The sequence below is a fragment of the Streptomyces sp. NPDC046308 genome (assembly GCF_055588065.1).
In genome coordinates, this window is sequence record NZ_JBVJFB010000009.1 from 223,380 (window position 1) to 246,364 (window position 22,985).

21 protein-coding genes and 1 pseudogene are annotated in these 22,985 nt (G+C 73.5%); 11 read left to right on the forward strand and 11 right to left on the reverse strand.

Annotated features, from left to right (window positions below; genetic code table 11):
- Positions 1 to 77: 77 nt before the first annotated feature.
- Both ACZ6JT_RS30835 and ACZ6JT_RS30840 read right to left on the reverse strand, forming a co-directional pair.
- Positions 78 to 514, reverse strand: a pseudogene (locus ACZ6JT_RS30835) (sigma-70 family RNA polymerase sigma factor family protein); the annotation flags it as partial.
- A gap of 58 nt (positions 515 to 572) precedes the next feature.
- Complete coding sequence (locus ACZ6JT_RS30840; RefSeq protein ID WP_469214782.1) at positions 573 to 926, reverse strand: VOC family protein; 354 nt, start codon at positions 924 to 926, stop codon at positions 573 to 575.
- 129 nt (positions 927 to 1,055) lie between these two features.
- Here ACZ6JT_RS30840 and ACZ6JT_RS30845 point away from each other — a divergent pair, with 129 nt between their 5' ends.
- The gene (locus ACZ6JT_RS30845) at positions 1,056 to 2,432 is read left to right on the forward strand and encodes a cation:proton antiporter (RefSeq protein ID WP_469214784.1); all 1,377 of its coding nucleotides are present in this window, start codon (positions 1,056 to 1,058) and stop codon (positions 2,430 to 2,432) included.
- Here the strand turns inward: ACZ6JT_RS30845 and ACZ6JT_RS30850 are convergent.
- The 5 genes from ACZ6JT_RS30850 to ACZ6JT_RS30870 all read right to left on the reverse strand — a co-directional run bounded on the left by ACZ6JT_RS30850 (position 2,371) and on the right by ACZ6JT_RS30870 (position 8,612).
- A complete protein-coding gene (locus tag ACZ6JT_RS30850) occupies positions 2,371 to 3,180 on the reverse strand; it encodes a polysaccharide deacetylase family protein (protein ID WP_469214786.1) in 810 nt (269 codons plus the stop codon). The two genes, ACZ6JT_RS30845 and ACZ6JT_RS30850, sit on opposite strands and share 62 nt — an antisense overlap.
- Before the next feature lie 129 nt (positions 3,181 to 3,309).
- Positions 3,310 to 3,861, reverse strand: a complete 552-nt coding sequence (locus ACZ6JT_RS30855) for a nitrobindin family protein (protein ID WP_469214788.1) — start codon at positions 3,859 to 3,861, stop codon at positions 3,310 to 3,312.
- Between the two features lie 58 nt (positions 3,862 to 3,919).
- The gene (gene fusA, locus ACZ6JT_RS30860) at positions 3,920 to 5,992 is read right to left on the reverse strand and encodes an elongation factor G (RefSeq protein ID WP_469214790.1); all 2,073 of its coding nucleotides are present in this window, start codon (positions 5,990 to 5,992) and stop codon (positions 3,920 to 3,922) included.
- A gap of 486 nt (positions 5,993 to 6,478) precedes the next feature.
- Positions 6,479 to 7,834, reverse strand: coding sequence for a sensor histidine kinase (locus ACZ6JT_RS30865; RefSeq protein ID WP_469215017.1), 1,356 nt, complete (start codon positions 7,832 to 7,834; stop codon positions 6,479 to 6,481).
- A 100-nt stretch (positions 7,835 to 7,934) separates the two neighbouring features.
- Positions 7,935 to 8,612 (reverse strand): response regulator transcription factor, encoded by a 678-nt coding sequence (locus ACZ6JT_RS30870; RefSeq protein WP_469214792.1) that lies wholly within the window; start codon positions 8,610 to 8,612, stop codon positions 7,935 to 7,937.
- 135 nt (positions 8,613 to 8,747) lie between these two features.
- On the opposite strand from ACZ6JT_RS30870, the gene ACZ6JT_RS30875 reads away from it, so the two are divergent.
- Positions 8,748 to 9,383 carry a hypothetical protein gene (locus ACZ6JT_RS30875; RefSeq protein ID WP_469214794.1) on the forward strand — a complete coding sequence of 212 codons (636 nt, stop codon included), beginning with the start codon at positions 8,748 to 8,750 and terminating at the stop codon, positions 9,381 to 9,383.
- A 62-nt stretch (positions 9,384 to 9,445) separates the two neighbouring features.
- On the opposite strand, the gene ACZ6JT_RS30880 is transcribed toward ACZ6JT_RS30875, so the two are convergent.
- Positions 9,446 to 10,669: an FAD-dependent monooxygenase gene (locus tag ACZ6JT_RS30880; protein WP_469214796.1), complete on the reverse strand. Its 1,224-nt coding sequence runs from the start codon at positions 10,667 to 10,669 to the stop codon at positions 9,446 to 9,448.
- 50 nt (positions 10,670 to 10,719) lie between these two features.
- Complete coding sequence (locus tag ACZ6JT_RS30885; RefSeq protein ID WP_469214798.1) at positions 10,720 to 12,690, reverse strand: hypothetical protein; 1,971 nt, start codon at positions 12,688 to 12,690, stop codon at positions 10,720 to 10,722.
- A 559-nt stretch (positions 12,691 to 13,249) separates the two neighbouring features.
- Between ACZ6JT_RS30885 and ACZ6JT_RS30890 the strand changes: the two genes are divergently transcribed.
- The 5 genes from ACZ6JT_RS30890 to ACZ6JT_RS30910 all read left to right on the forward strand — a co-directional run bounded on the left by ACZ6JT_RS30890 (position 13,250) and on the right by ACZ6JT_RS30910 (position 18,034).
- Positions 13,250 to 13,828 carry an RNA polymerase sigma factor gene (locus tag ACZ6JT_RS30890; RefSeq protein ID WP_319732568.1) on the forward strand — a complete coding sequence of 193 codons (579 nt, stop codon included), beginning with the start codon at positions 13,250 to 13,252 and terminating at the stop codon, positions 13,826 to 13,828.
- 869 nt (positions 13,829 to 14,697) lie between these two features.
- Entirely contained in the window at positions 14,698 to 15,528 is an 831-nt protein-coding gene (locus ACZ6JT_RS30895) for an IclR family transcriptional regulator (RefSeq protein ID WP_469215019.1), read from the forward strand.
- A gap of 218 nt (positions 15,529 to 15,746) precedes the next feature.
- Positions 15,747 to 16,586, forward strand: coding sequence for a dienelactone hydrolase family protein (locus tag ACZ6JT_RS30900; protein WP_469214800.1), 840 nt, complete (start codon positions 15,747 to 15,749; stop codon positions 16,584 to 16,586).
- A gap of 218 nt (positions 16,587 to 16,804) precedes the next feature.
- A complete protein-coding gene (locus ACZ6JT_RS30905) occupies positions 16,805 to 17,224 on the forward strand; it encodes a DUF6841 family protein (RefSeq protein ID WP_469214802.1) in 420 nt (139 codons plus the stop codon).
- Positions 17,225 to 17,245: 21 nt separating this feature from the next.
- Positions 17,246 to 18,034, forward strand: coding sequence for a class I SAM-dependent methyltransferase (locus ACZ6JT_RS30910; RefSeq protein WP_469214804.1), 789 nt, complete (start codon positions 17,246 to 17,248; stop codon positions 18,032 to 18,034).
- Between the two features lie 58 nt (positions 18,035 to 18,092).
- On the opposite strand, the gene ACZ6JT_RS30915 is transcribed toward ACZ6JT_RS30910, so the two are convergent.
- A complete protein-coding gene (locus tag ACZ6JT_RS30915; protein WP_469214806.1) occupies positions 18,093 to 18,836 on the reverse strand; it encodes a hypothetical protein in 744 nt (247 codons plus the stop codon).
- A 239-nt stretch (positions 18,837 to 19,075) separates the two neighbouring features.
- On the opposite strand from ACZ6JT_RS30915, the gene ACZ6JT_RS30920 reads away from it, so the two are divergent.
- Positions 19,076 to 20,299, forward strand: coding sequence for a glycosyltransferase (locus ACZ6JT_RS30920; protein WP_469214807.1), 1,224 nt, complete (start codon positions 19,076 to 19,078; stop codon positions 20,297 to 20,299).
- Positions 20,300 to 20,428: 129 nt separating this feature from the next.
- On the opposite strand, the gene ACZ6JT_RS30925 is transcribed toward ACZ6JT_RS30920, so the two are convergent.
- Positions 20,429 to 20,704: a hypothetical protein gene (locus tag ACZ6JT_RS30925; RefSeq protein WP_469214808.1), complete on the reverse strand. Its 276-nt coding sequence runs from the start codon at positions 20,702 to 20,704 to the stop codon at positions 20,429 to 20,431.
- Positions 20,705 to 20,851: 147 nt separating this feature from the next.
- Here ACZ6JT_RS30925 and ACZ6JT_RS30930 point away from each other — a divergent pair, with 147 nt between their 5' ends.
- The 3 genes from ACZ6JT_RS30930 (at position 20,852) to ACZ6JT_RS30940 (ending at position 22,848) form a co-directional block, all read left to right on the forward strand.
- Positions 20,852 to 21,625, forward strand: a complete 774-nt coding sequence (locus tag ACZ6JT_RS30930; RefSeq protein ID WP_469214810.1) for a GNAT family N-acetyltransferase — start codon at positions 20,852 to 20,854, stop codon at positions 21,623 to 21,625.
- 207 nt (positions 21,626 to 21,832) lie between these two features.
- A complete protein-coding gene (locus ACZ6JT_RS30935) occupies positions 21,833 to 22,231 on the forward strand; it encodes a hypothetical protein (protein WP_469214811.1) in 399 nt (132 codons plus the stop codon).
- A gap of 194 nt (positions 22,232 to 22,425) precedes the next feature.
- Positions 22,426 to 22,848, forward strand: coding sequence for a hypothetical protein (locus tag ACZ6JT_RS30940; RefSeq protein ID WP_469214812.1), 423 nt, complete (start codon positions 22,426 to 22,428; stop codon positions 22,846 to 22,848).
- Positions 22,849 to 22,985 lie beyond the last annotated feature (137 nt).

The window sequence follows — 22,985 nt, forward strand, 5'->3', positions numbered from 1 at the left end:
GACGAGGGTTCTCGCCGTGCGGTGCGCGGGGCACGGCGGGCCCGGCGCACCGCACGACAGGCGGTGGTGACGGTGGCTCAGCCCACCAGGAGGCTCAGGTCGACGCGTGCGAGGCGTTCGGGGTCGGTGAGGATGTCGAGTGCGGTGATCCGGCCGTCCTGGACGGTGAACGCCATGACCGAGATGGCCCGGCCGTCCGCTACCGCGACCACCCCGGGCAGCCCGTTGACCAGCACTGGATGGGCCGCCGCGGCGAACCGCGCGAAGGTGATCGCCTGGGAGGCGACCTCGGCCGCGCCACGGCGGACCAGGCCGGGGCGCAGCGTGCCGCCGTCGGAGCGGGCCACGACGTCCGGGTCGAGGACGGCGACCAGCGCTTCGAAGTCCCCGCCGCGCGAGGCGGCGAGGAAGCCGTCGACGACCTCCCGCAGGCCATGCCGACCGAGTCGGCCAGAAGGACCTCCTGCTCGGGGTCGAGGCCGTCCGCCCGGCTGACGACCGGGTCGGGGAGGCGCACCGCACCCGCGTCGGAGCGGCTCAGCTTGAGCCAGTGCCGATCCGTCGGTCGAGGATCAGGCGGGCTGCCACAGCTCGATCCGATTTCCCTCGGGATCGGTGACCCAGCCGAACCGGCCGACGCCCTCCATGTCCTGCGTCTCCACGTCCACGTCCGCGCCCTTGCCGCGCAGCTGCGCGAGCATCGCGTCCAGGTCGCGGACCCGGAAGTTGAGCATGGACTGCTGGGCGCGGGAGCCGAAGTAGTCGGTCCCGGACTCGAACGTGGCGAACACCGTCGGCCCGGCTGCCGGATGCCACAGGCCGTGCTCGTCGGCGTCCAGGCCCAGGCAGTCGCGGTACCAAGCGCCCAGGGCGACGGGGTCGGCGGCTCGCATGAAGTACCCACCGATTCCAAGTACACGTTCCATTCCGCCATCCTGCCACGGGGGCCGTTCAATGGTGGCCGCGCACACGTCGGTTGAACAGCACTCCCTCGCACTGACGTGAAACCGAACGGAACGACGTCCACCCCGCACAACGAGTGGAAGTGATCCGGCATGACAGCGATCGACACCATCCGGCTGCTGGCGGCCCTCACCGTGATCTGCGCCGTCGCACATGGATGCGGGTTCCTCTTCGGCGCCCTGCGCCAGCCCCCCGTCCTCGGCGAGGTCGTCGGCGGCATCCTCCTGGGCCCCTCGCTCCTCGGACTTCTCGCCCCCGCCGCCCGGGCCGCGCTGTTCCCCGCCGCCGGTGCGGTGACCAGCGCCCTGGACGCCATCTACCAGCTCGGCCAGCTGCTCCTGATGTTCCTGGCCGGCGCGGAACTGCGCATCAGGGCGGGCGGCAGGGAACGCCGCACCGGGGCGATCGTGGCCGCGGCCGGACTCGTGGTGCCCTTCGCGGCCGGCGTCGGCATCGCGGCGCTGGTCCCCGCCTTCTTCGCGGGGCCGGCCGGCTCCACGGCGACGACCGCCCTCGTCGTGGGGCTCGCCATGGCGGTCGCGGCCATTCCGGTCATCTCGCGGATCATGATGGACCTGGAGATCATGGACACCGCCTTCGGCCGGATCGTCCTGATGGTCGCCGTGATCGAGGACGTCATCCTCTACGTCGTCCTCGCCGTGGTCCTCGGCCTCGCCCGATCCGGCACCGGCCACTCCGTCGGCCTCTGGGACCTGATCGGCACCACCGCGCCCGTGCCGACGGCCGCGTACTTCACCGTCGTCAGCCTGCTGTTCTTCCCCGTGAGCCTGACCTGGGGAGCCCGGCTCTTCCACCGGCTGGCCCGGCACCGCGCCAACATCGTGGCCCGGCAGAGCCCGGTGGCCTTCCGCCTGATCTTCCTGTGCGCCATGGTGCTGCTGTGCCTCGGCCTCGGCGTCAACGCCGTGTTCGGCGCCCTGATGGCGGGCATCTGCGCCGCCCGCGGCGACCAGAGCGCCGACGACGGCACCTCCCGGGGGACAGAACGGGAAGCGGCGGTCTGGGGCGCCATCCGCCAGTTCTCGATGGCCTTCTTCGTTCCCGTGTTCTTCGTCCTGGTCGGCATGCGCCTCGACCTGGTGCGCGCCTTCGACCCGTTGTTCTTCCTGTGGTTCCTGACGCTCGCCTGCGCCGTCAAGACGGCCGGCATCTGGGCGGGGGCGCGCCTGGCGGGGGAGGACCGGGTGTTCTCCTCGTCCCTCGCGTTCGCCCTCAACGCCCGGGGCACCATCGGCATCGTCCTGGCGGGCGTCACCCGTCAGGCGGAACTCATCAACGACCGCTTCTTCGTGGTGCTGGTCCTCGTCTCCCTCGTCACCTGCCAGATCGCGGGGTTCCGGCTGGCGAGGGCGGCGGACCGGCTCCGGGACACGGCCGGGCCGGACCCTACCGGCCCCCGCCGGCAGCGGGGGAGGCCGACGCGCTCAGGAACGCGCGCAGGTCGATGACCTCGTAGCCGTCGGCCTGCGCCGCGTCGACGATCAGCGGCAGGGCTTCGGCGTCGAGGACGACGCCGTCGCCGTCGCTGCCCACGTGCATCTGGATGATCGCTCCGGGGGTGAAGGCGTCGACGGCCCGCTCGACCGCCTCGTCCACCGTCATGCCGCCGTCCGGCCCGAGGTAGCCGTTGGTGTCCGCGGTGAACTCGATCGCCGCGTAGCCCAGGTCGTTGACGTCGGCTACGGACTGCCGGGTGGTGGAGCTGTAGGGGAAACGGAAGAACGGCAGCGGCTCGGTCCCCGACGCCGTCCGGATCGCCGCGTCGGCGCGGCGCACCTCCTCGGCCCGTTCCGCCGTACTGATCTCGTCGAAGTACGGGTGGCTGTACGAGTGGTTGCCGAGGCCGTGCGCGGCGCCCATGGCCCGCACCGCCGCGGGATGCGCCTGCGCGAACCGTCCGGTCGGGAAGAAGGTGGCGGGCAGTTTCCGCCACCGCAGTTCGGCGAGCACGGTGTCGATCCCGGCCTCGTCCCACGCGGCGTTGAAGGTGAGCGCGATGACCTTGCGCGAGGTGGGCAGCCGGCGGATCTCGCTGCCGAGGAGCGAGGCGGGCGGGCGCGGACCGGCCCCCCGATCACCCGCGGCCGGCGCGGTGGGCTGAGCGCCGGTCCGCGCCGCCGCGGAGCCGGAGCCGGGTACGAGTCCTGCGGCCAGCAGCGCCGCCAGCGCGGCGCGACGTCCGAGCTCCACCACCATCACTCCTCCGGTACGCCGCCGCCGTCACGGGGCCTGCCACGACTATGCGACGGCGCGTACGGGAGCACCCGCAGCCCGTGCCGGGCACGCGGGTGATCTCGCGGCGGGTTTCCGGGCCGTGCGCCGGACTCAGCGGTCCCGGGAGGGGCGTCGGCGCAGGTGCGTCGTGAGGTGGTGCTGCAGCGGCTGCCCCACCGCGGCCATGTCGTGGAGGACCGTCATCTCCTCGCCCTCGACGGTGTAGTGGCGCCGCGTGCCGGTGACCTCCTTGGCCAGCGGGGTCAGCGACACGTCCTTGGTCTCGATCTCGATCTCCGAACCCGACACCCGGCCCACGTAGGTCTCGACGATCCCGGTGGGGTGGGCGAGCACGACCTCCAGGGAGGCGTCGGGCGTCACCCGCCACCACCCCGCCTCGCGTCCCGCCGGACGGATCGGGGCCCCGGAGTCGTCGACCAGCCACGCCCGTGCCTCGTACCGCAGGAAAGGGCGGCCGTCGTGGCTGAAGGTGATCTCCTGCTCGTAGCGGAAGTCCCTCTCCAGCGTCGGGTACTCGCCCCGCCCCTGACCGTGCCAGCGCCCGAGCAGGGGCAGCACGGGCCGCAGCAGCGGGTGCGGCTCCGGGCCCTCGCCCAGGACGTCGCTGTCAGGGTAGGGATTCTCCTGCACCGGCTCGAACATGTTCACCTTGCCTGTCTGCGTGGACCCGAGGGGGTCCACGCAGACTAGCGCGAGGCGGTCAGCGGGCCGGCAGGGTCGCCGCCACCGAGGCCGGGACCGGTGCGAGACCGGCCGGCCGGGTGGTGAACGTGCCCCGGCCCCGGGTGCGGCCGCGCAGCCGCGACGCGTAGCCGAACAGCTCGGCCAGCGGCACGGTGGCCGTGATCACCGCGGTCCCGGACCCCGCCGTGGACCCCGATACCCGGCCGCGGCGAACCGCCAGATCACCGAGCACACCGCCCACCCCGTCCTCCGGAACGGTCACCGTCACCTCCACGACGGGCTCCAGCAGTTCCACCGCGCTCAGCCGCAGTGCCTCGCGCAGCGCGAACCGGCCCGCCGCCCGGAACGCCATCTCCGAGGAGTCCTTGGAGTGGGTCGCCCCGTCGGTGAGCGTGACCCGGAGCCCCGTCACCGGATGGCCGCCCAGCGGGCCCTCGGCGAGGGCGTCGCGGCAGCCGGCCTCGACGGCGCGCGCGTACTCCTGCGGCACGCGCCCGCCGACGACCGTCGACCGGAACTCGAAGGCGGCCTCCTCCAGCGGCTCGACATCGACGACGACGTGCGCGAACTGGCCCGCCCCGCCGTCCTGTTTGACGTGCCGGTAGACCAGGCCCGTCACCCCGCGCACGACGGTCTCCCGGTAGGAGACCTGCGGCCGGCCGACGACGACCTCCACCCCGTGGCCGCTGCGGATCTTCTCCGCCGCGACCTCAAGGTGCAGTTCACCCAGCCCCGACAGCACCGTCTGCCCGGTCTCCGGGTCGGACCGGACCACCAGCGACGGGTCCTCCTCGGCGAGCCGCGCGAGGGCCGCCGAGAGCCGCCCGGTGTCGCCGGCGAACCGCGCCTCGACCGCCACCGACACCACCGGCTCGGCCACCGAGGGCGGTTCGAGGACCAGCCCGGCCCCCGGCGCGCACAGGGTCGTGCCCGCGCGCGCGGCCTTGAGCCCGATCACGGCGACGATGTCACCGGCCACCGCCTCCTCCCGTTCCTCGTGCCGGTCCGCCTGGACCCGCAGGATCCGGCCGACCCGCTCCGTCCGGCCCGTGGCCGCGTCCAGTACGGTCGCGCCCTTGCGCAAGGTGCCCGCGTACACCCGCAGGTAGGTGAGCCGCCCCGTCGGGGTCGCCGTCACCTTGAAGGCGAGGGCCGTGAACGGCCCCGCCGGATCGGGCGCGCGCTCCTGCTCCGCGCCGTCCGCCATCCCCCGTACGGGCGGCATGTCGGCGGGCGAGGGCAGGTACGCCAGGACCGCGTCCAGCAACGGCTCGATCCCGCGGTTGCGGTACGCCGAGCCGCACAGCACCACGACACCGTCCCCGCGCAGCGTCAGCTCGCGCAGGGCGCGGGCCAGCGTCGGCCCGGCCAGCGCCGAGGTGGCGCAGAACTCCTCCAGCGCGTCGGCGTGCAGCTCCGCCACCGTCTCCTCCAGGAGCCGGCGCCGCCGGTCGGCCTCCTCGCGCAGCGGCTCGGGGACCGGCCCCGTCTCGTACGTGCCGGAGCCGGCGTGCCAGTGCAGCGCGCGCATCGCCAGCAGGTCGACGACGCCGGTGAACGCGTCCTCCCGTCCGATGGGCAGCTGCACCACGAGGGGTACGGCGCCCAGCCGTTCGCGGATCGACGCGACCGCCGTGTCGAGGTCGGCGCCGGCCCGGTCCAGCTTGTTGACGAACGCGATCCGCGGCACACCGTGCCGGTCGGCCTGCCGCCACACCGACTCGCTCTGCGGCTCGACCCCGGCGACGGCGTCGAACACCGCGACCGCCCCGTCCAGCACCCGCAGGGACCGCTCGACCTCGTCGGAGAAGTCGACGTGCCCCGGGGTGTCGATCAGGTTGACGCGATGTCCGTCCCAGGTGCAGCTCACGGCCGCGGCGAAGATGGTGATGCCGCGGTCGCGTTCCTGGGGGTCGTAGTCGGTGATGGTCGTTCCGGCATGGACCTCGCCCCGTTTGTGGGTGGCACCGGTCGCGAACAGGACGCGTTCGGTGAGCGTGGTCTTGCCGGCGTCGACGTGGGCGAGGATGCCCAGATTGCGGACGGCGTCGAGGGAAGTGGTGGTGAGGGGACGCCCGTTGGCGCGCATGGCCCTAGGCCTTTCGAGTGAGGAGAGAAAGGGGCGGCGCGATTCCCGTACGCGGTCCTCGGGGCCCCGCAGGCGGCCGCCGCGTCGGCGCCGCCGCGCCCGGAGGAGGTCCGGGCAGGCGGCGGCGTACGGGAAGCGGCGAGCGGGAAGCGGAGGGATCCCGAAAGGATCTAGAAGTGCGTCACGGGGGTACGGTGACGGCCGCGCGGCCGGCACCGCGCGCCGAGAGACACCGGGATCACGTCGTACCGGGACGGGGGAGCGAAGACGGCGGTGCGGTGCGTACGCATGGCCGGACTCCCCTTCTCTTCACTCGGCATGAGGCGCGCGGTGCCCTTTCGGCAGCGCGTACGGCGAGTCTAGATCGCGGGCCCGCCCGGGGGCACCGCATTTTCCGCTTGCCGCGTACCGCATGTACGAACTGCTGCTGAAACTGCGGCAGTTGTTCCTGGTCGGAGGCCCCGTGCCGGGCGGGGAGCGGATCGGTCAGGGCCGGCGCGTCACCGGCAGCCGCAGCACCAGCCGTGCCCCGCGCAGGGAGCCCTCGGCCGTCAGCGTGCCGCCGTGGTGGGCGCTCAGGTCGCGCGCGATCGCCAGCCCCAGCCCCGCCCCGCCGTGGTCACGGCTGCGCGAGTCATCGAGCCGGGTGAAGCGCTCGAAGACCCGCTCCCGGTCCGCCGCGGGGATGCCGGGACCGTCGTCGACGACCTCCAGCACCGCACCGCTCGCGGTGGTGCGCAGGGTGACGTCCACGCTCTGGTCGGCGAAGCGCTGCGCGTTGTCGACGAGGTTGGTGACCACCCGGCCGAGCCACAGCGCGCTCGCGGTGACCTCGACGTCCGCTTCGAGGTCCGTCCGTACGGGCACCCGGTCACCGAGGCGGCCCTCCACCACCTCGCGCACCAGCGCGGTCAGGTCCAGCGGGACGGCCGCCACGGGCTGGGCCGCGTCGATGCGCGCGAGCAGCAGCAGATCGGCGGCGAGGTGCTGGAGCCGTTCGATGTCCTCCAGGGCTCCGCCGATCAGCTCGGGCCACAGCTCCGGGTCCCGGACGGCCAGGGCCACTTCCAGCTGCGTACGCAGGACGGTGATGGGACTGCGCAGTTCGTGGGAGGCGTCGGCGATGAACTGCCGCTGGCGGATGCCGGAGGCCTCCAGCCGGTCGAGGGTGGCGTTCATCGTCTCCGCCAGGCGTGCGACCTCGTCGCGGGTGCCCGGCACCGGCACCCTGCGGTGCAGGTCGCGGTCGGAGATCGCGGCGACCTCGGCGCGGATCTCCTCCACCGGCCTCAGCGCGTGACCGGTGACCCTCCAGGTCACCAGGGCGACCATGGCCAGCAGCAGGGGCATGCCGATGACGAGGGCGGCGGTCGTGGTGTCGTCGGCCGCGTCCGCGTCCCGCAGCGAGGCGCCGGCGTAGACGGTGGCCGGCCCGTCCGGGGTGTCCGTGATGACCTGGGCGACCCGCTGACGGTGTTCGCCGCCGAACGGGCGGACCTTCCAGGTGTGGACGCGCGGCCCCGGCAGCCCGGGGACGGCCGGCGGGAGCGGGGGCGCGTCCAGCAGGTTCGGGCTGGCGAACAGCACCCGCCCGTCGGCGCTCACCACCTGGACGAACTCGACGCCGCGGGCGGGCGCGCGGACGCGCCCCAGCTTGCCGGTGGCGGCGAGCTGGGCCACCGTCTCCGCCTGCCGCCGGGCGTCGTTCTCCGCGTTGCGCAGCAGGTTGGCCTCGAGCAGCCCGAGCAGGGCGAACGAGGCGAGTGACAGCGCCGCGGCCACCACCACGCTGGCGCCCACGGTGGCCCGGGCCCGCACGGTGGTGGGCCACAACCGCCGCAGCGCCGGCCAACGCCCCACGGCCGCGGCCGACAGCGCCCGCAGGGCGCCGCCCGCCCGGCGGCGGAGGCGGGGAAGCGGTCGGGGGCGTGCCCCGGGGCGCTCAGCCACCGTCGACCGCCAGCCGGTACCCGGCTCCGCGTACGGTCTCCAGCGCGGCGCGACCGAACGGAGCGTCGATCTTGCGGCGCACGGCGCTGACGTGGACCTCCACGACATTGGGATCGCCGTCGAAGGCGCTGTCCCACACCTGTTCCAGAATGTCCCGCTTGGGCACCACCTCGCCGGAGCGCCGGGCCAGGTACTCCAGCACCGCGAACTCCCGCGCGGTCAGCCGGATCTCCGCCGCGCCACGGGCACAGGAGTGCCGGGCCGGGTCGATCACCAGGTCGCCGAAGCGCATCACCTGGGGGCGCCTGCGCCCCGTGCGCCGCCCGAGCGCGCGCAGCCGGGCGACCAGGACGAGGTAGGAGAACGGCTTGGACAGGAAGTCGTCGGCGCCGGTGTCCAGGGCCTCCGCCTCGTCGTACTCGCCGTCCTTCGCCGTGAGCATCAGGATCCCCGACTCGTTGCCGGCGGCGCGCAGCTTCGAGCAGACCCGGTAGCCGTTCAGCCCGGGCAGCATGATGTCGAGCACGATCAGGTCGTAATCGTGCTCGGTGGCCATCCACAGGCCCTGGGGCCCGTCGTGGGCCACGTCCACCGAGAACCCCTCCGACTGGAGCCCCCGCTGCAGGGCCACGGCCAGCCGTCGTTCGTCCTCCACCACCAGTACGCGCATGCGGGACAGGATCTCAGGCGCTGTCCACCGCAGGCTGAAGAGGTCTTCAGGTGGCTTCAGCGGGGCTTCAGCAAGCGCTCAGCATGCTCGGGACCGAGCCGGGCGTGGTGCCCGGTTGTTCTGAGGAGTGCCTGTATGTCTGATTCTGTCCCGCCGCCGTCCCAGCAGCCCGAGACCGCGCCGGAGACCGGAGCCCGCAAGCGAGCGGCTCTGGGCCGCCTGGTGCCGCGTACCACGACCGCCCGCTGGGTGGCGGCGGGCGCGGCCGTGGTGGTCGTCGGCGGGGGATTGGCGGCCGTCGCCGTGGCCGAACACCACGACGGGCCCGGGGGCCGGGGTCCGCGCCTGGTGTGGGCCGAGCCCGGGGAGAAGGGCGGGTTCAAGCACGGCCCGCAGGGCGTGGAACCGCCCCACGAGCGCAAGGGCGGCCGCGGCGGTCCCGAGGCGTCCGAGCGCCGCGCGGAGCTCTTCGGCCCCGGCGCGCCGGACGCACCCGGGGTTCCCGGGGTTCCCGGTGGTCCCGGTGGAAAGGGGGGACCGCACAAGGCCGCCCCGGCGCCCCTGCCCTCCCTGGCCATCGGGGAGGCGGCCGACAAGGCCGCCGCGGCCGTGACGGGCGGGAAGGTGGAGAGCCTGCGCGTGATCGCGCAGGAAGGCGGCGGCAGCGCCTGGCTGGCCGTGGTCCTCGGACCGGACGGCGTCCGCCACGCGGTCACGGTCTCCGGTGCGGACGGCGCGATCACCGGCAACACCGTCATCAACGGCCGGTAACCGGTTGGCGGTTGGCGGTCGGCGGTCGGCGGCGGGCGGCCGGTGGCCGAGCCCGGCCGGGTCTACGGAGCCATCGCCCGGCCCCCGATGCCCGGCGCCCCCGCCAGCTGGCCCTGCCACCACGCCGCCATCCCGCCGCCGTCCATGGCCGCCCAGGCCGGGGTCTCCTCGACCTGGGCCCGCCCCAGCCGGCGGGCCAGCGCGACCAGTTCCCGTCCGGCCGTGCCGCGGGACGCCTCGTAGCCGTGCAGCAGCTCCTCGAAGGACCCGGCGCGGCGCCACCCCTCGGCGAGGGCGGTGGCGTCCTGCAGGGCCTTGGCGGCCCCGCTCGTGTTGTGCGGACGTACGACGGTGGCCGCGTCGCCCGCGAGCAGCAGCCGGCCCGCGGCGGTGCGGGCCGTCTCCAGGTCGTAGATGGGCTGCACGAAGGTGTCCGCCGCAGGAGTCAGCGCCAGCGCCCGCCCCCAGTACGGCGGGAACTCCCGGTCGAGCAGCGTGCCGAGGTGCTCCGCCAGTTCGGGTGTCAGCCCACCCGGCGGGAAACTCGTCGGGTCGTCGAAGCGCAGCCCGCCGCCGCGCGGCGGCGGGGCGTAGAGCACCCAGTTCACCCGCGGCCCGTCCGGCCCGGGGATGCGGTAGACCACGCAGGTGCCGCCCGCGAAGCAGACGGTGGTCACCGCCTCCGGCACCGGGTCCGCACCGCTGCCGAGCCCCGCGAGCAGCGCCGCGTCGACGTTCCCGCGCCAGCACACGTACCCGGCGTAGTGCGGCCGGGAGCGAGGGCAGAGGGCTTCGCGCACCACCGAGCGGTACCCGTCGGCGCCGACGACCAGGTCGTACCGCTCGACGGAGCCGCCCGCGAGCCGCACCTCGGCGCCCCCGGTCCCGGCAGCCGCCCCCACGCCCGTCACCGTGTCGCCCTGCCGGTAGACCACCGAGGCCGGAACCGACTCCCGGAGCCCGCGCCACAGCAGACCCCAGTGGTAGGAGTGGAAGGGGAACGGCTGCTCCCACACCACCCTCCCGCCCGGGCCGGCCGCGTCGTCCCGCACCACCCACCGGCGCCGCTCCAGCCGGTGCGCCGCGATCCCCGCGGGCAGCGCCCCGCTCGCGCCGAGCTCCCCGGCCCGCTCGTCGTGGATGCACAGGCCCACGCCCCGGTCCTCGAGCCGCCCGCGCGTGCGCTCCAGCACCACGACCTCGCCGGCACCCGCCCGCGCCGCCGCCGTGGCGACGGCGCAGCCCGCGATGCTCCCGCCGACCACCGCAACCGTTCCGCCCCGCATGTCCGCCTCCCGACGAAGCACCCTGCGCGTGAACCGCGTTCAGAGGCGCATCACGTTACTGAATCCGGGGCGGCGCCACCGGCTCCGTGCGTCGGATTCCCGCCAAGCCCGCCGCCGCCCCGGACCGACCGCGCCGGAGGGGCCGGCGGGGTCGGCTGCGGAGATCCCTGCAGGGCCAGCGCGACCAACACGACCAGCGAGTCCGTCCAGCCCAGGGGCGCGACCGAGGACGGCAGGCCGGCACCGTTCACCGTTTCGGGGAGCTCGCCCAGCCCGTTGCGCTTGGACAGCACCCAGTCGAGCACCCGGCCGGCCCTGGCCTGCTCGCCCGTACCGGACCAGGCGAGGGCGAAGAAGGAGGTGCTGGCCGTCCACGCGTACGACCCCCAGCTGAAGGAGGGGTCGTTGCCGGGCGAGACGCCGCCGTTGGGCAGCAGCAGCGCCCGGTACGTGGAGTCCAGAGCGTCACCGAGACCGGGCGGGGCGGTATTGAATGGGGGCGCCATGAAGGCCACCGCGCTGTCCCGGCCGTGCCGGCCGTCCACGGTCCGCTGGTACCCCAGCGGGGCGAAGCGGGCGGCGATCCCGGCGGACAGCCGCCGCGCCGCGTCCCTCCAGCGCTCCGCGTCCCCGGCCGTGCCCAGCCGGGCGGCCAGGTCGGCGGCGGCGTTGAGACCGGCCAGCAGGGGCGCGGCCGTACCGATATTGGCGGTCGTCGTGTCCAGTTCCCAGTAGTCCGGGGACGCCGGGGGCAGCCCGTCCGGTCCCAGGGAGCCCGCCGCGTAGTCGGCCGCCTTCCGCACCATCGGGTAGAGCCGGCGCAGCCGTTCGTCCCGGTCGCCGGCCGGCGCGGCCCGGTACCACTGCCACGTCGCCCACGGCACCCAGCCGTTGCCGTCCAACTGCCACTTCCGCCCGTCCGGCGGCCCGCTGCCGTCCAGCTTGGTACGGGCCTCCCAGGTCCCGTCGGCCCGCTGGGTGAGCGCGTCGTAGTCCAGGATCCGGTACGCCTCCTCGTCGTGCCCGGTCGCGGCGAAGGCGGCCGCGGCGAAGGCGCCGTCACGCGGCCAGGAGTACTCCCACGGCGGCGACCAGCCCGCCGCGAACGCGCCGTTGGGCTTCAGCAGCGCCCGCATCGACAGCAGGGCGCGCTGCGCCGCGGCCCGCTGTGCGGCGGTGGTTCCCGGCACCTTGCCCGCGGCCAGCCACGCGCGGCTCTCGGTGACCTGCGCGACGGCGCCCGGGTCGTCGGCCTCCACGACCGCCGACGCCGTGGCCCCGTCGGGCAGGTACCGCCACCGGCCGGAGGGCAGGCGCAGCACGTTGCTCCCGTCGACGTACGAGGCGCCCACGGCGAAGGAGGGCGGGACGGCCTCGGTGTCCACCCGATTGGTCAGCAGGCCCGAGGTGCGGGCCGCGAGCGCGGAGGTCGGTACGTAGCAGGGCTCGGTCTCGCCGCACCGCTCGTTGCCGACGGGATTGACGTGGAAGGCCAGCCGGGAGGTGTAGGCGTGCCAGCCGCCCCAGTACGCCCGGTCGTAGTTCCAGCTGGTCAGCGAGCCGGGCACGGAACGCGTGGTGCCGTACCAGGCGATCGGCTTGTTCTCCGTGGTGGTCGCCTGGAGGAACAGGTAGTAGGTGGTGCCCGGGGTGACGGCCGCGTCGACCGGGAATTCGACCCACCCGGCGCCGGCGCCGCCGAGGGCGGAGAGGTTCAGGGTCCGTGAGGCGATGGCCGACCCCGCGTCGGAGCGCACCCGGCGGATCTGGGCGGTCACGGTGCCCGTCGCCGCCCCGCTGCCCAGCCAGACGCTCACCCGGGAGAGCCGGCTGCCGGTCACCGTGAACTCCTGGGCGGCCGCGTTGGTGGTGGCCTTCACGCTGAACAGCGCGGTCTCGTGGCGGACCTGACCGTCGTACAGCGCGGCGGCCGCGGCTTGCGCGGTCTCCGGGAGCGCGGCCGGCAGACCGGTCAGCGCCAGGGAGAGCACGGTGGGCAGCAGACTCCTCGCGAACGCCATGCGGATGCGGGCCCTTCCTCTTCGACGGGCGCGCGGGGAGTGCCGGCGCGCCGGGAGCCTCACCATGCAGGTATCCGGCCCCGGTGACGGGGTAGTCGGGACGTGTCCCACCGGATGGGGCCGCAGCAACATCCGATCGTGTGAAAGAAACAGCGGCGGAGCCCGTACGGGCGCACGTCGGCGGAGGCGGCGCGGCCGGGTGTGCCGGGGGCGTGCGCGGGCAGGCCGGGGCGTGCGGCGAGGCGGATGCGCTTCCTTCCGAAGATTTTCCGGGACCGGCTTGCACGATCCGGCTCGTTTTTCGATGGGGTGGTGAGTGGGAGCGCGTCTGGCGTTCCGCGGCTGCTGGTCCGGGGGCAGGCACGCCGGTTTCGCATGGTCCATTTGGAAGGTTTCGCGCCGAAGTGAATGTTCCCGAGACGGTCGCCCTCGCGCTGTTAGCCGCCATCGCGGTCCGTCGTCGTGAGTTTTCCGTAGTCGATTGTCCCGTAGTCGCCGCGGCCGATGTGGCCGCCCCCGCCGCCCCGGCGGGGAGCGATGAACAGCCGTGGGGGAGCGTATGAGCGAAGGCGAATTCGATCCATCGGGGGACCAGGCGGTCTCCAGCGAGCTGGCCGGAGTGCTTCCGGTGGAGTTCACCGCGTTCCACTCCCAGCAGCACCGCGCCTATCTGCGCTACGCACACCTGCAGCTCGGGAACCCCAAGGACGCCGAGGAAGTCGTCGACGACGTGTTCACCTTCCTGCTGAAGGTGTGGCGCCAGGCGCTGAAGGAGGCGAGCCTGCACGGCTTCGCGTGGGCGGTGCTGCGGGAGCACGTCGAACGGCGGCTGGCGGTCCTGGGCCGTCAGGTGGCCATGGTGGAGACGGCGTGGTTCGCCGCCCTGCGCCGGTCCTCGAGAGAGCGGCTGGAACTGCTGGAGTCGAAGCTCGGACTGTACGCGGCGATCGCGGGCCTCTCCGAACGACAGTACGACGTCGTGCTGTTGGCCTTCCTCCTCGGCAACGACTCCGACACCGTCGCCCGGATGATGGGGATCACTCCCGCGACGGTCCGCTCGCACATCCGCGGCGCGCGCCGAACCCTGTCCCGCAAGCTCGGGGTGGACTGGATCCCCGGAGAGGAGAAGGACCAGTGAGCGACATGCCCTGCAACCGTGACATGCCGCTGTGCGACCTGGACGCGGCCCTGGAGGACGCGACGGTACTCGCGGAGGAGTACGCCGGATACGACGAGGGAGCGGCGCGGCGCCGGATCGCCCGCCGGATCGTCGCCGACCGTGCCCGCTCGGCGAGCGGTGCCACCGCCGGCGGCGCCCTGCCCGCCCGGGGGCAGCCGGCCCGGGCCGCCACCGACGACCTCGTACTGGACGCCGCCTGCCACGTGCGGGCCGCCCGCGGCCTGGACGACCTCACGTGGTCGCTCGTGGAGAGCCGGGACTTCGCCGAACTCGCCCTGGACGCCGGCTCCTGGCCGTACGGCGCGGACTCGGCGCTGCTCTTCGGGTGCCTGCTGCACCTGGCCGACCGGACGGACGGGGCGCAGTTCTGGTTCCAGTACGCGGCCGGGGCGGGCTCGCAGACCGCGGCCCGCTGCCTCTACCTCCACCACCTCGCCCGCGCCGAGGTCGCGACCGCCCGCTACTGGAACCGCCAAGCCCAGACCCTGCCCCCCGACGCACACCTGCCGACCCTGCCGCCGGCCCCGGAACACCTCGAAGAGGCCCTCGAAGCCTCGGTCATCTGGACCTCACCACCCATCACCACCCAGGACCTCACCACCCTCACCGCCGGCCCGGGCCGGGCGGGCCGGCCTCCGCTGCGGCTGCCCGCCCGACTGCGCCAGGCCCTCATGGCCCGCCCGTACGAGGAGCACCCGGACCTGGGCGAGGTCTTCACCCCCGGCCCACAGGTCGCGGTCGCCGTCGCCCAGAACGCCCGGCTCAACCCCCTCCACCTGACGGAGGAAGCGAACGCATGGGCCCTCGAAGCACTCAAACAGCCACACCTGACCCACGCGGCCCGTGGGACCCGCGAAGGGCGCCCGGCGCCCGCCGCACTGGAATCCGTCCACCAGGCGCTGCGCGTCCTGGAAGTCGTCAACCGCTATTCGGGCGGCGTGAACCTGACCCAGATCGCCCGCGAGACGAAGCTGCCGCAGCTGGTCCTCGCCCGGGCCGTGGAGCAACTGATCCGCGCCGACCTGGCCACACCGATCGGACCGGACGCCTACCTCGCCGGCCACGCCCTGCTGCTGGCCGACTCGGTCGACGGTGAGGGCCGCGGGCATCTGCGCGAGACCCTCGCATGGGTGCGGGACGCCGTCGGCGCCGCCGTCTACGTCGCCCGCTACACCGACGGGGAGGTCTCCATCACCCAGTACGCCGACGGCCCCGGCACCCCCGTCGTCGACGAGTGGGTCGACTTCCGCGCCGCCGCCCACGCCTCCGCGGTGGGCAAGGCCCTGCTGACCCAGCTCGACTACGACGACAGGAAGGACCACCTGGCCCGCCACCGGCTCACCCGGTTCACCGCCCACACCCTCACCAGCCAGCAGGCCCTCTTCCACCAGCTCGACGCCCGCCCGCCCAACGCCCCCCTCCTCGACCTGCAGGAGTACGCGCTCGGCACGGTGTGCGCGGCCGTACCGATCACCGCGGGCCCGAACGCGGAGTGCGTGGCCCTGTCCATCCCGGTCCCCGACCCCGGCCGGCTGAAGCAGGCCGCCCGGATCCTGCAGAGCGAGGCGGCCGCGGTCTTACTCGCGCTGATCGTCGCCGGGAGCACCCAGCCCACGGCACGCAAACCGGAGGACACCGTCCTCTCCCCGACCGCCTAGCGGCGCAGGACGCGGGCCCGCCGCCCGACGGGGGCGGCGGGCCCGTTCATTGCGCCGAGCCCGGCCACCCTCCACGGCGCGCCGGACCGTTGCGCCCGGCCCGCCCCCGCTCTGTTCGCGCGCCTCTGTTCGCGCGCCGTCCCCACCGGTTGACCACCAGCGGCTACCTATCGGTAACTTCAGGGTGGCCCAGGAGAGTCGACCGAAGGAGCAGGCACGTGCCAGACCACGACCTGACCGGCTTCACCCCGTCCACGTTCACCCACGACGGCGCCACCCGCCGGGTCCTGCGCAAGGGCACGGGCCCCGCGGTGATCATCATGGCGGAGATCCCGGGCATCACCCCCAAGGTCCTCGAGTTCGCGGAACGCGTGGCGGCGACCGGCTGCACGGCCGTGCTCCCCGTCCTGTTCGGCGTGCCCGGCCGGGAGGCGAGCCCCGGCGCCGCCGGCTGGCCGACCGTGGGCCGCGCCATGGCCTCGGCGTTCTGGCAGGTGTGCGTGAGCCGTGAGTTCACCCTGCTGGCCACGGGACGCAGTTCACGCGTCGTACGGTGGCTGCGGGCCCTGGCCGCCGCCGAGCACGAGCGCTGTGGCGGCCCCGGGGTCGGCGCCGTCGGCATGTGCCTGACCGGCGGATTCGCCCTGGCCATGGCCACGGACGAGCGGCTGGTCGCCCCGGTGCTGTCCCAGCCGTCGCTTCCGCTGGCGTGCACCGCGAGCCGGGCCGGCTCCATCGACATCAGCCCTGAGGAGCTCGCGGTCGTCCGCGGACGCTGCGAGCGCGAGGGGCTGCGGGTGCTGGGCCTGCGCTTCCGCGGGGACCGGCTCGTTCCGGGCGACCGCTTCGCGTACCTGCGGCGCGAGCTCGGCGACGCCTTCGTTGCCGTCGAACTCGAAGACGCCGCCGCGAATCCGGACAGCGCCCTGCCCCCGCACTCCGTCCTGACGGAGCACCTCGTCGACGAGCCGGGACAGCCCACACGGCAGGCGCTCGACACCGTCCTCGACCTGTTCCGCGCCCGGCTGCTCGGTGAGGAGCCCGCCGTCACGAAGTGACGTTCCCCCCAGGACCGCCGGGCCGGGGGCCTCTTGCCCACCCGTCACCGCGTCGAGCTCCGCCTCGACGGCGTGTGGGGCCCTCGGGTGGGGGCCCGCGGCCGGTGGGCGCGGCGCGTAGGCCCACGGCGCACCCGGTGGCAATCTGGTCGATATCGCTAAAATGCCCACACTTTCGGACCCTCCGTACTCGGTCCTGTACGAGAGCAAGGAAGCTCATGCCGCACACGGATCTCTCCGCAGTCGAGGCGGACGCCAGGGCCTGGTTCGACCAGTACGTCAGTACCTTCATCGGCCTGGCCGCCGCCGGCCGTACCGACCCGGCGCCGCTGCTCGACTACTTCGCCGTACCGATCACGATGACCACCGACGCCGTGCACGTGGTGCTCGCCTCCGACGACACGCTCGCGGCGGCGCTCACCAACGAGTTGCAGATGCTGCGCGACGCCGACTACGGCGGCAGTACGGCGCTCGATCCCCAAGTCCGGCCCCTGAACGAGCGGTCGGTCCTCATCGAGGTGACCTGGGTGCGCAACGACAGGGCCGGACGCGAGTTCCAGCGCGTGCGCGTGCTGTACCTCGCGGCCAGGACGGTCGCCGGGTGGCGGACCACGGCCTCGGCGATCCTCTCTCCCTGACCGCACGGATACGGAGTGCTCATGGCCACCAGGAAGAACCTCACCGCCAACCGGGAGTCCCTCGTCCACAAGGTCCGCTACGCGGCGAGCCGCCCCCACCGCATCGCGCCGTACCTGAAGCGGGCCGCCCGAGACCGGTGGCTGGCCTTCAGGCACCCCGACCACGTGAGCTACTACCGGGCCGTGATGGCCTCGGACACCCGCCGCAACCCGGAGGCGGCCGTCGGCAGCCGGACGCACGAACGCTGGCTCGCGCTCGGCCAGATGCAGTTCGACTACCTGCTCGGGCACGGTCTGAAGCCCGGATCGCGCATGCTGGACATCGGCTGCGGAAACCTCCGCGCCGGCTGGCGTTTCATCGACTACCTCGATGCGGGCCACTACTACGGCATCGACATCTCGCCGGACATCCTCATCGCGGCGAAGCGCACCGTGACCGAACGCGGGCTCCAGGCCAAACTTCCGTACCTGACGATCACCAGGAACCTGACACTGGACTTCCTGCCCGAGGGGTACTTCGACGTCGTCCACGCCCACAGCGTGTTCTCGCACTCACCGATCGAGGTCATCGACGAATGCCTCGCCCACGTGGGCCGCGTCCTGGCGCCCGGGGGCCACTTCGACTTCACCTTCGACCGCACGACCGGCGTCGAACACCAGGTGCTGCGCGAGGACTTCTACTACCGCACCCAGACCCTCGTCGACCTCGCCGCCCGGCACGGGCTGGCGGCACGCTTCATGGACGACTGGGAGGAGCTCGGCCACGGCCAGTCCAAGATCCGCGTCAACGTGAGCACGATCGACGCCTGACGGCCGCCGCCCCGCCGTCACGCCGCCCCGGCCCGCCTGACGCCGTCACGCCGAGGGCTCAGGAAATCGCGTACCACTGGCTGGCCCAGCCGGTGTTGATGGTGCTCGTGGACTGCTCGGCTAGGTTCACGGCGGCCGGCAGCGAGGTCTGCCCGGTCAGGAGGGTGCTGTAGCGGAGGCTGGGCGGTGTCAGACCGGCATTGACCGAGATCCCGGCGCCCGTGGACTTCAGGGTGAGGGCGTTGGTCGCCCAGTTCCCGTTGAGGAGGAGCGCGATGAAATAGGTGCCGGGCGCGGCGGTGAACGGCTTGGCGAGGGCCAGCGGCTTGGCGATGGCGTCGGTCATCAGCTGGGGCGAGATGTCCGGGGTGGCCGCGACGAGCTTGCCGGTGGCGTCGTACACGCCGAGGTAGCAGTTGGAGAGCTGGGCGTTCGGGTCGATGCCGGCCAGGCCGAGCCAGATGTTCGACCAGGTGATCTGCTCGCGCAGGACGATCCGCACCAGGGTGATCCGCCCGCCGACCCCGGCGGCCGACTGGGCGGTGACGTGACCCGCGTCGTTGGGATCACCGGTCCACGCCAGGAGGTTCTGATCCTGCGGCCGGGGCCCCTCGAACCCGGCCCCCGCCCCCGTACCCGACCCGGCCGCGGACCCCGACGTGCTGCTCTGCGGGGGGACGGGGGCCGCGGAGCTCACCGCCGTGCCGCGGTTCTCCTTCGGCGCGGTGCAGCCGCCCAGGACGAGCAGCGCCGCGAGCGCGGCGACGAGGCCGGTCGTGGCCGTGGTGGTGCGGGTGCGCATGGTCCCCCCATGAGGTGCGTATGTGCGGACGGACATGATCACACGGTCCACGATCCGGAGCGCACCGCACCGGCCTTGACCGAGGCACCCGGCTGGGGGGGCGAAAAACACAAAGGCGAGGAGAAAACTCTCCTCGCCACTCTCAACTTATAGCGCACCGGGGGGCTTGCGGCAAGACCCGGGGCGTGCCGCAGAATCGGCGGCTCACAGCCTGAAACGGCGGAAACGGGGAGTGCGAAGTGCGTGTGTTGTTGTCGACCTGGGGGTCGCGCGGGGATGTGGAACCGCTGGCGGGACTGGCGGTGGCGGTACGGGAACTCGGCGCGGAGGCGGTGGTGTGCGCGCCGCCGGACGAGGAGTTCGCGACACTGCTGACACGCGTCGGCGTACCGCTGGTGCCGCTCGGCCCGACGGTGCACTCGGTGGTGGCCGGTGCGAAGCCACCCACGGCGCAGGACGCGTTCCGGCTCGCCCCCGAGCTGGTCGCGGCCCGGTTCGACACGCTCACCGCGGCGGCCGAGGAATGTGACGTCCTGCTCGCGACCGGGCTGATGCCGGCCGGCGCACGGGACGTGGCCGAGAAACTGGGCATCCCGTACGTCTACGCGTGCTTCCACGTCTTCGGACTGCCGTCGCGGCACTTCCCGCCGGGCGCGCGGCCGGGCGATCCGTCCCCGCAGGGCGAGACCGACCACCGGGTGCTGTGGGAGCAGGACGCCCGGCGGGTGGACGCGTTGTACGGGGACGCGCTGGCCGGCCACCGGGCGGCGATCGGCCTGCCGCCGGTGGACGGCGTCCGCGACCACGTCTTCACCGGCCGGCCGTGGCTGGCGGCCGACGCGACGCTGTGCCCCTCGCAGGGCATGACGGAGCTCGACCTGGTGCAGACCGGGGCGTGGATCCTGCCCGACGACCGCCCGCTGCCGGACGAGTTGGAGGCGTTCCTGGACGCGGGCACCCCGCCGGTGTACGTGGGCTTCGGCAGCATGGCCGCGCACGCCCCGAAGGACATCGCCCGCGTGGCCATCGAGGCGAGCCGCGCGCAAGGCCGCCGCGTACTCCTCGCCCGCGGCTGGGCGGGCCTGGTCCCGATCGACGACGGCGACGACTGCTTCGTCGTCGGTGAGGTCAACCAGCAGGCGTTGTTCCCCCGGGTGGCCGCCGTGGTGCACCACGGCGGCGCGGGCACCACGACCACGGCGGCGCGGGCCGGCGCGCCCCAGGTGGTGGTCCCCCGGATCGCGGACCAGCCCTACTGGGCCGCCCGCGTGGCCGAGCTCGGCATCGGCGCGGCGCACTACGGGCCGACGCCGACCTTCGACTCCGTGTCCGCCGCGCTCGCCACGGCCCTGAGCCCGCAGACGGCAGCGCGGGCGCACACCGTGGCCGGCGCGATCCGCACCGACGGGGCGACGGTGGCCGCGAAACTGCTGCTCGCCACGGCCGGCCGGCCACAGGACTAGGGGGCCACCGGCCCGGGGCGCCTGCGGCACCGACCAGAACGGGTGGAACCGGTCCGGTTCCGGAACCCCTTGTGGCGGCCTCAGCGAGGCCTCCGTACGCCGGCGATCCGCTGACCGGCGGGAGACGAGTCACGGCGCCGCCGGCTGTTCCTCGCAGGCGGGGATGTCGTGGATCGCGCGGAGGGAGAGGACGGGCGTTCCGCTCGGGGTCTCGGCGGTGACGACCAGGTTCCGGGCGCCCTTGTGGAGTGCCACCGCCGCCGGGGCCCTCCGGCGCTGGGTGACGCGCCAGCCGCGGTCGGCCGGCCGGTCCACGATCACGGTCATCCGGGTGCCGGTCGCCTCGACGGAGTGATTCCGGGCGGCGACGCACCCGGACGCGTTCACCACGCCGTCTCCGGCCATCGCGGCCCACACCTGCCGACTCGGTCGCGGCCCCGAGGTCCTGGAGCACCTCCGCCCGGACGGGTTCCGGACCCGTGTACCCCGGCCCGCGCCCGGCCCCGGGGTATTCGAAGGCGGCCCCGTCGTGCGGATGCGTAGGCTCCCCTCATGTCCGGATCGGAACTTCAGCAGATCAACACCTTTCTGACGGCCTTCGCCCGTCGCCAAGCGGCGCGCTCCGTCGAGCTGCCGGGCGGGTTCGCCGTGTACGACGACGCCCTCGCACACTCCCGCGCGAACAACCAGGTGGTCATCGACGCGCCCGTCGGCGAGGTCGGCTCCGAGGCGCTGCCCGCCATCGCGGAGGAGGCGCTGGGGCACCTGCCGCACCGGCTGGTCTCCGTCCTGGACGACGCCGCCGGAAGGGCGTGCGCCGAGCCGCTGATCCGGGCCGGGTACACGCATTCCACGTACCTGGTCATGCTGCACACCGGACCGGTGCCACCCGTCGCCGGCACCGCGGAGGAAGTGGACCTCGACGCCCTGCGCATCCCGCTCACCCGGCGCTGGCGGAGCTTCCTCCCGACCGTCGACGACGAGGTCCTGCTCCACCTCGTCGACCGACGGGAGGTGCGCCGCCGCGGGGCCGACGCGGTCCACTTCATCGGTGCCCGCGCGGCGGACGGCGAGGTCGCCTCGTGGGCCGACCTCTACCTCGACAGGACGACCGGCACGGCCCAGATCGAGGACCTGATGACCTCGGAGGCCCACCTCGGGCAGGGCCACGCCGACGCCGTCCTCCGCACCGCCCTGCGCCTCGCAGCCGACCAGGGCTGCGCCACCCGCTTCCTGACGGCCGACGCGACGGACTGGCCGCGCCACTGGTACGAGCGCCGGGGCTTCTCCGTGATCGGCCACGCGCACGGATTCGAACGCGGCTGAGCGCGAAACGGCTCGGCCGCCCGACGCGTGGCCGGAATGGTCGCGGCCCCGTCCGGGAAGCGGCCATCCGGAATGCGCCATCGACCGCCGCGCCGATTCCGTCCCCCCTTTGCCGGCAGGGTGGGGGCCGGTGTCAACAAGGCGTGATCGGGCCATTGGTGAGGGAACCGCTTGGCGGTGCCACGCAATACCTCGAGAATCCTTTGCATGACAATTCTGCGTAGCACTACACGTGTCGCCGCTGTTGCCGCAGCGGCCGCCGGCATGTTCGTCTTCGCGGCGTCCCCCGCGAGTGCCTTCTCGCAGTCCTGGGGGGCGGGCTCCTATCACGCGAGCGCGGATTTCGTGCCCTCCTCCGGCAGTATCCGGATCGGTGGCAGCGGCTGCTCGGGCGGCGCCGCCCGCAGCTTCTACACCCAGCTCGTCAAGACCAACGGAAGCACGAAGGTCTTCTCCAGCTACAGCTACGGGGCGGACGGGCAGACCCAGACCGATCCGCGCGGCATCGGCGTGAGCACCAGCACGGCCTACTACCTGCGCTGGTACGGGAAGAACAACAGCGGCGGCGACGCCTCGGCCCCCTGCGCCTCGGCCCACACCGCCTAGCCAGGCACAACGGGCAGCGTTCGGCCGGCCGGTCCCGGGCCGCCGCCCGGGGCCGGCCGTGCCCCACGGATACGGGAGGGTACGCAGTGACTCCGCAGTGGCGCCGCCTCGCCGGCTCGCTCTGTCTCGTGACGGCCCTCACGGGATGCGCGGACGCCGGGCCGGCATCCGACCGGCCCCCCTCCCGCACGGCCTTGGACCAGCGGCACGTCGCCGTCATCGGCCAGGGCGCGATGGAGGGCACCAGCTGGCGGGTGGACCTCGTCTCCGCGGACGGGAAACTGTGCACGCGGGCCACCGTCGGGGGTAACCCGGCCGGCAGCGGCTGCGAACCTCCGGTTTCGAAGGAGGTTCCCGTCAACATTGCCCTGGACGGACTGAATTCCCATGTGCTCTTGGTTTATGGAGCGGCGGATCCCAGTGTCACCCGCCTCGTGGCGCGCACCACGTCGGGTGAAACTCGGGCCATCGACATCGCCGCGCACGAGGGGAAATCGTTCTTCGCCTATGCGATGAAGCCGGGGACCGCGGAAGACCTGATGGCTTTTGACTCCGGCGGGCAACAGGTATTCTCCGCCGCCGAAAAGATTCGCGAGTTCCACACCCCGGCGGGGTGACCCGACCCCCGGTGCACCGGGGGGTTGTCCCTACCAGGGGCCGGGCAGGTAGCAGGATCGTCTTGGGCGTCCGTGCCGGACAGGCTGGGGACCGGTAGAGACCACTGGTTCCCCGGCGATTCCACAGGAGTTGACTC

Excerpts from the sequence above, each read along its gene's own strand:
- ACZ6JT_RS30880 (WP_469214796.1), bottom strand. The coding sequence starts at position 10,669 with ATGCGGGGCGGAACGGTTGCGGTGGTCGGCGGGAGCATCGCGGGCTGC.
- ACZ6JT_RS30850 (WP_469214786.1), bottom strand. The coding sequence starts at position 3,180 with ATGGTGGTGGAGCTCGGACGTCGCGCCGCGCTGGCGGCGCTGCTGGCC.
- ACZ6JT_RS30890 (WP_319732568.1), top strand. The coding sequence starts at position 13,250 with ATGAGCGAAGGCGAATTCGATCCATCGGGGGACCAGGCGGTCTCCAGC.
- fusA (WP_469214790.1), bottom strand. The coding sequence starts at position 5,992 with ATGCGCGCCAACGGGCGTCCCCTCACCACCACTTCCCTCGACGCCGTC.
- ACZ6JT_RS30915 (WP_469214806.1), bottom strand. The coding sequence starts at position 18,836 with ATGCGCACCCGCACCACCACGGCCACGACCGGCCTCGTCGCCGCGCTC.
- ACZ6JT_RS30885 (WP_469214798.1), bottom strand. The coding sequence starts at position 12,690 with ATGGCGTTCGCGAGGAGTCTGCTGCCCACCGTGCTCTCCCTGGCGCTG.
- ACZ6JT_RS30845 (WP_469214784.1), top strand. The coding sequence starts at position 1,056 with ATGACAGCGATCGACACCATCCGGCTGCTGGCGGCCCTCACCGTGATC.
- ACZ6JT_RS30905 (WP_469214802.1), top strand. The coding sequence starts at position 16,805 with ATGCCGCACACGGATCTCTCCGCAGTCGAGGCGGACGCCAGGGCCTGG.
- ACZ6JT_RS30875 (WP_469214794.1), top strand. The coding sequence starts at position 8,748 with ATGTCTGATTCTGTCCCGCCGCCGTCCCAGCAGCCCGAGACCGCGCCG.
- ACZ6JT_RS30870 (WP_469214792.1), bottom strand. The coding sequence starts at position 8,612 with ATGCGCGTACTGGTGGTGGAGGACGAACGACGGCTGGCCGTGGCCCTG.
- ACZ6JT_RS30910 (WP_469214804.1), top strand. The coding sequence starts at position 17,246 with ATGGCCACCAGGAAGAACCTCACCGCCAACCGGGAGTCCCTCGTCCAC.
- ACZ6JT_RS30930 (WP_469214810.1), top strand. The coding sequence starts at position 20,852 with ATGTCCGGATCGGAACTTCAGCAGATCAACACCTTTCTGACGGCCTTC.
- ACZ6JT_RS30855 (WP_469214788.1), bottom strand. The coding sequence starts at position 3,861 with ATGTTCGAGCCGGTGCAGGAGAATCCCTACCCTGACAGCGACGTCCTG.
- ACZ6JT_RS30840 (WP_469214782.1), bottom strand. The coding sequence starts at position 926 with ATGGAACGTGTACTTGGAATCGGTGGGTACTTCATGCGAGCCGCCGAC.
- ACZ6JT_RS30925 (WP_469214808.1), bottom strand. The coding sequence starts at position 20,704 with ATGGCCGGAGACGGCGTGGTGAACGCGTCCGGGTGCGTCGCCGCCCGG.
- ACZ6JT_RS30935 (WP_469214811.1), top strand. The coding sequence starts at position 21,833 with ATGACAATTCTGCGTAGCACTACACGTGTCGCCGCTGTTGCCGCAGCG.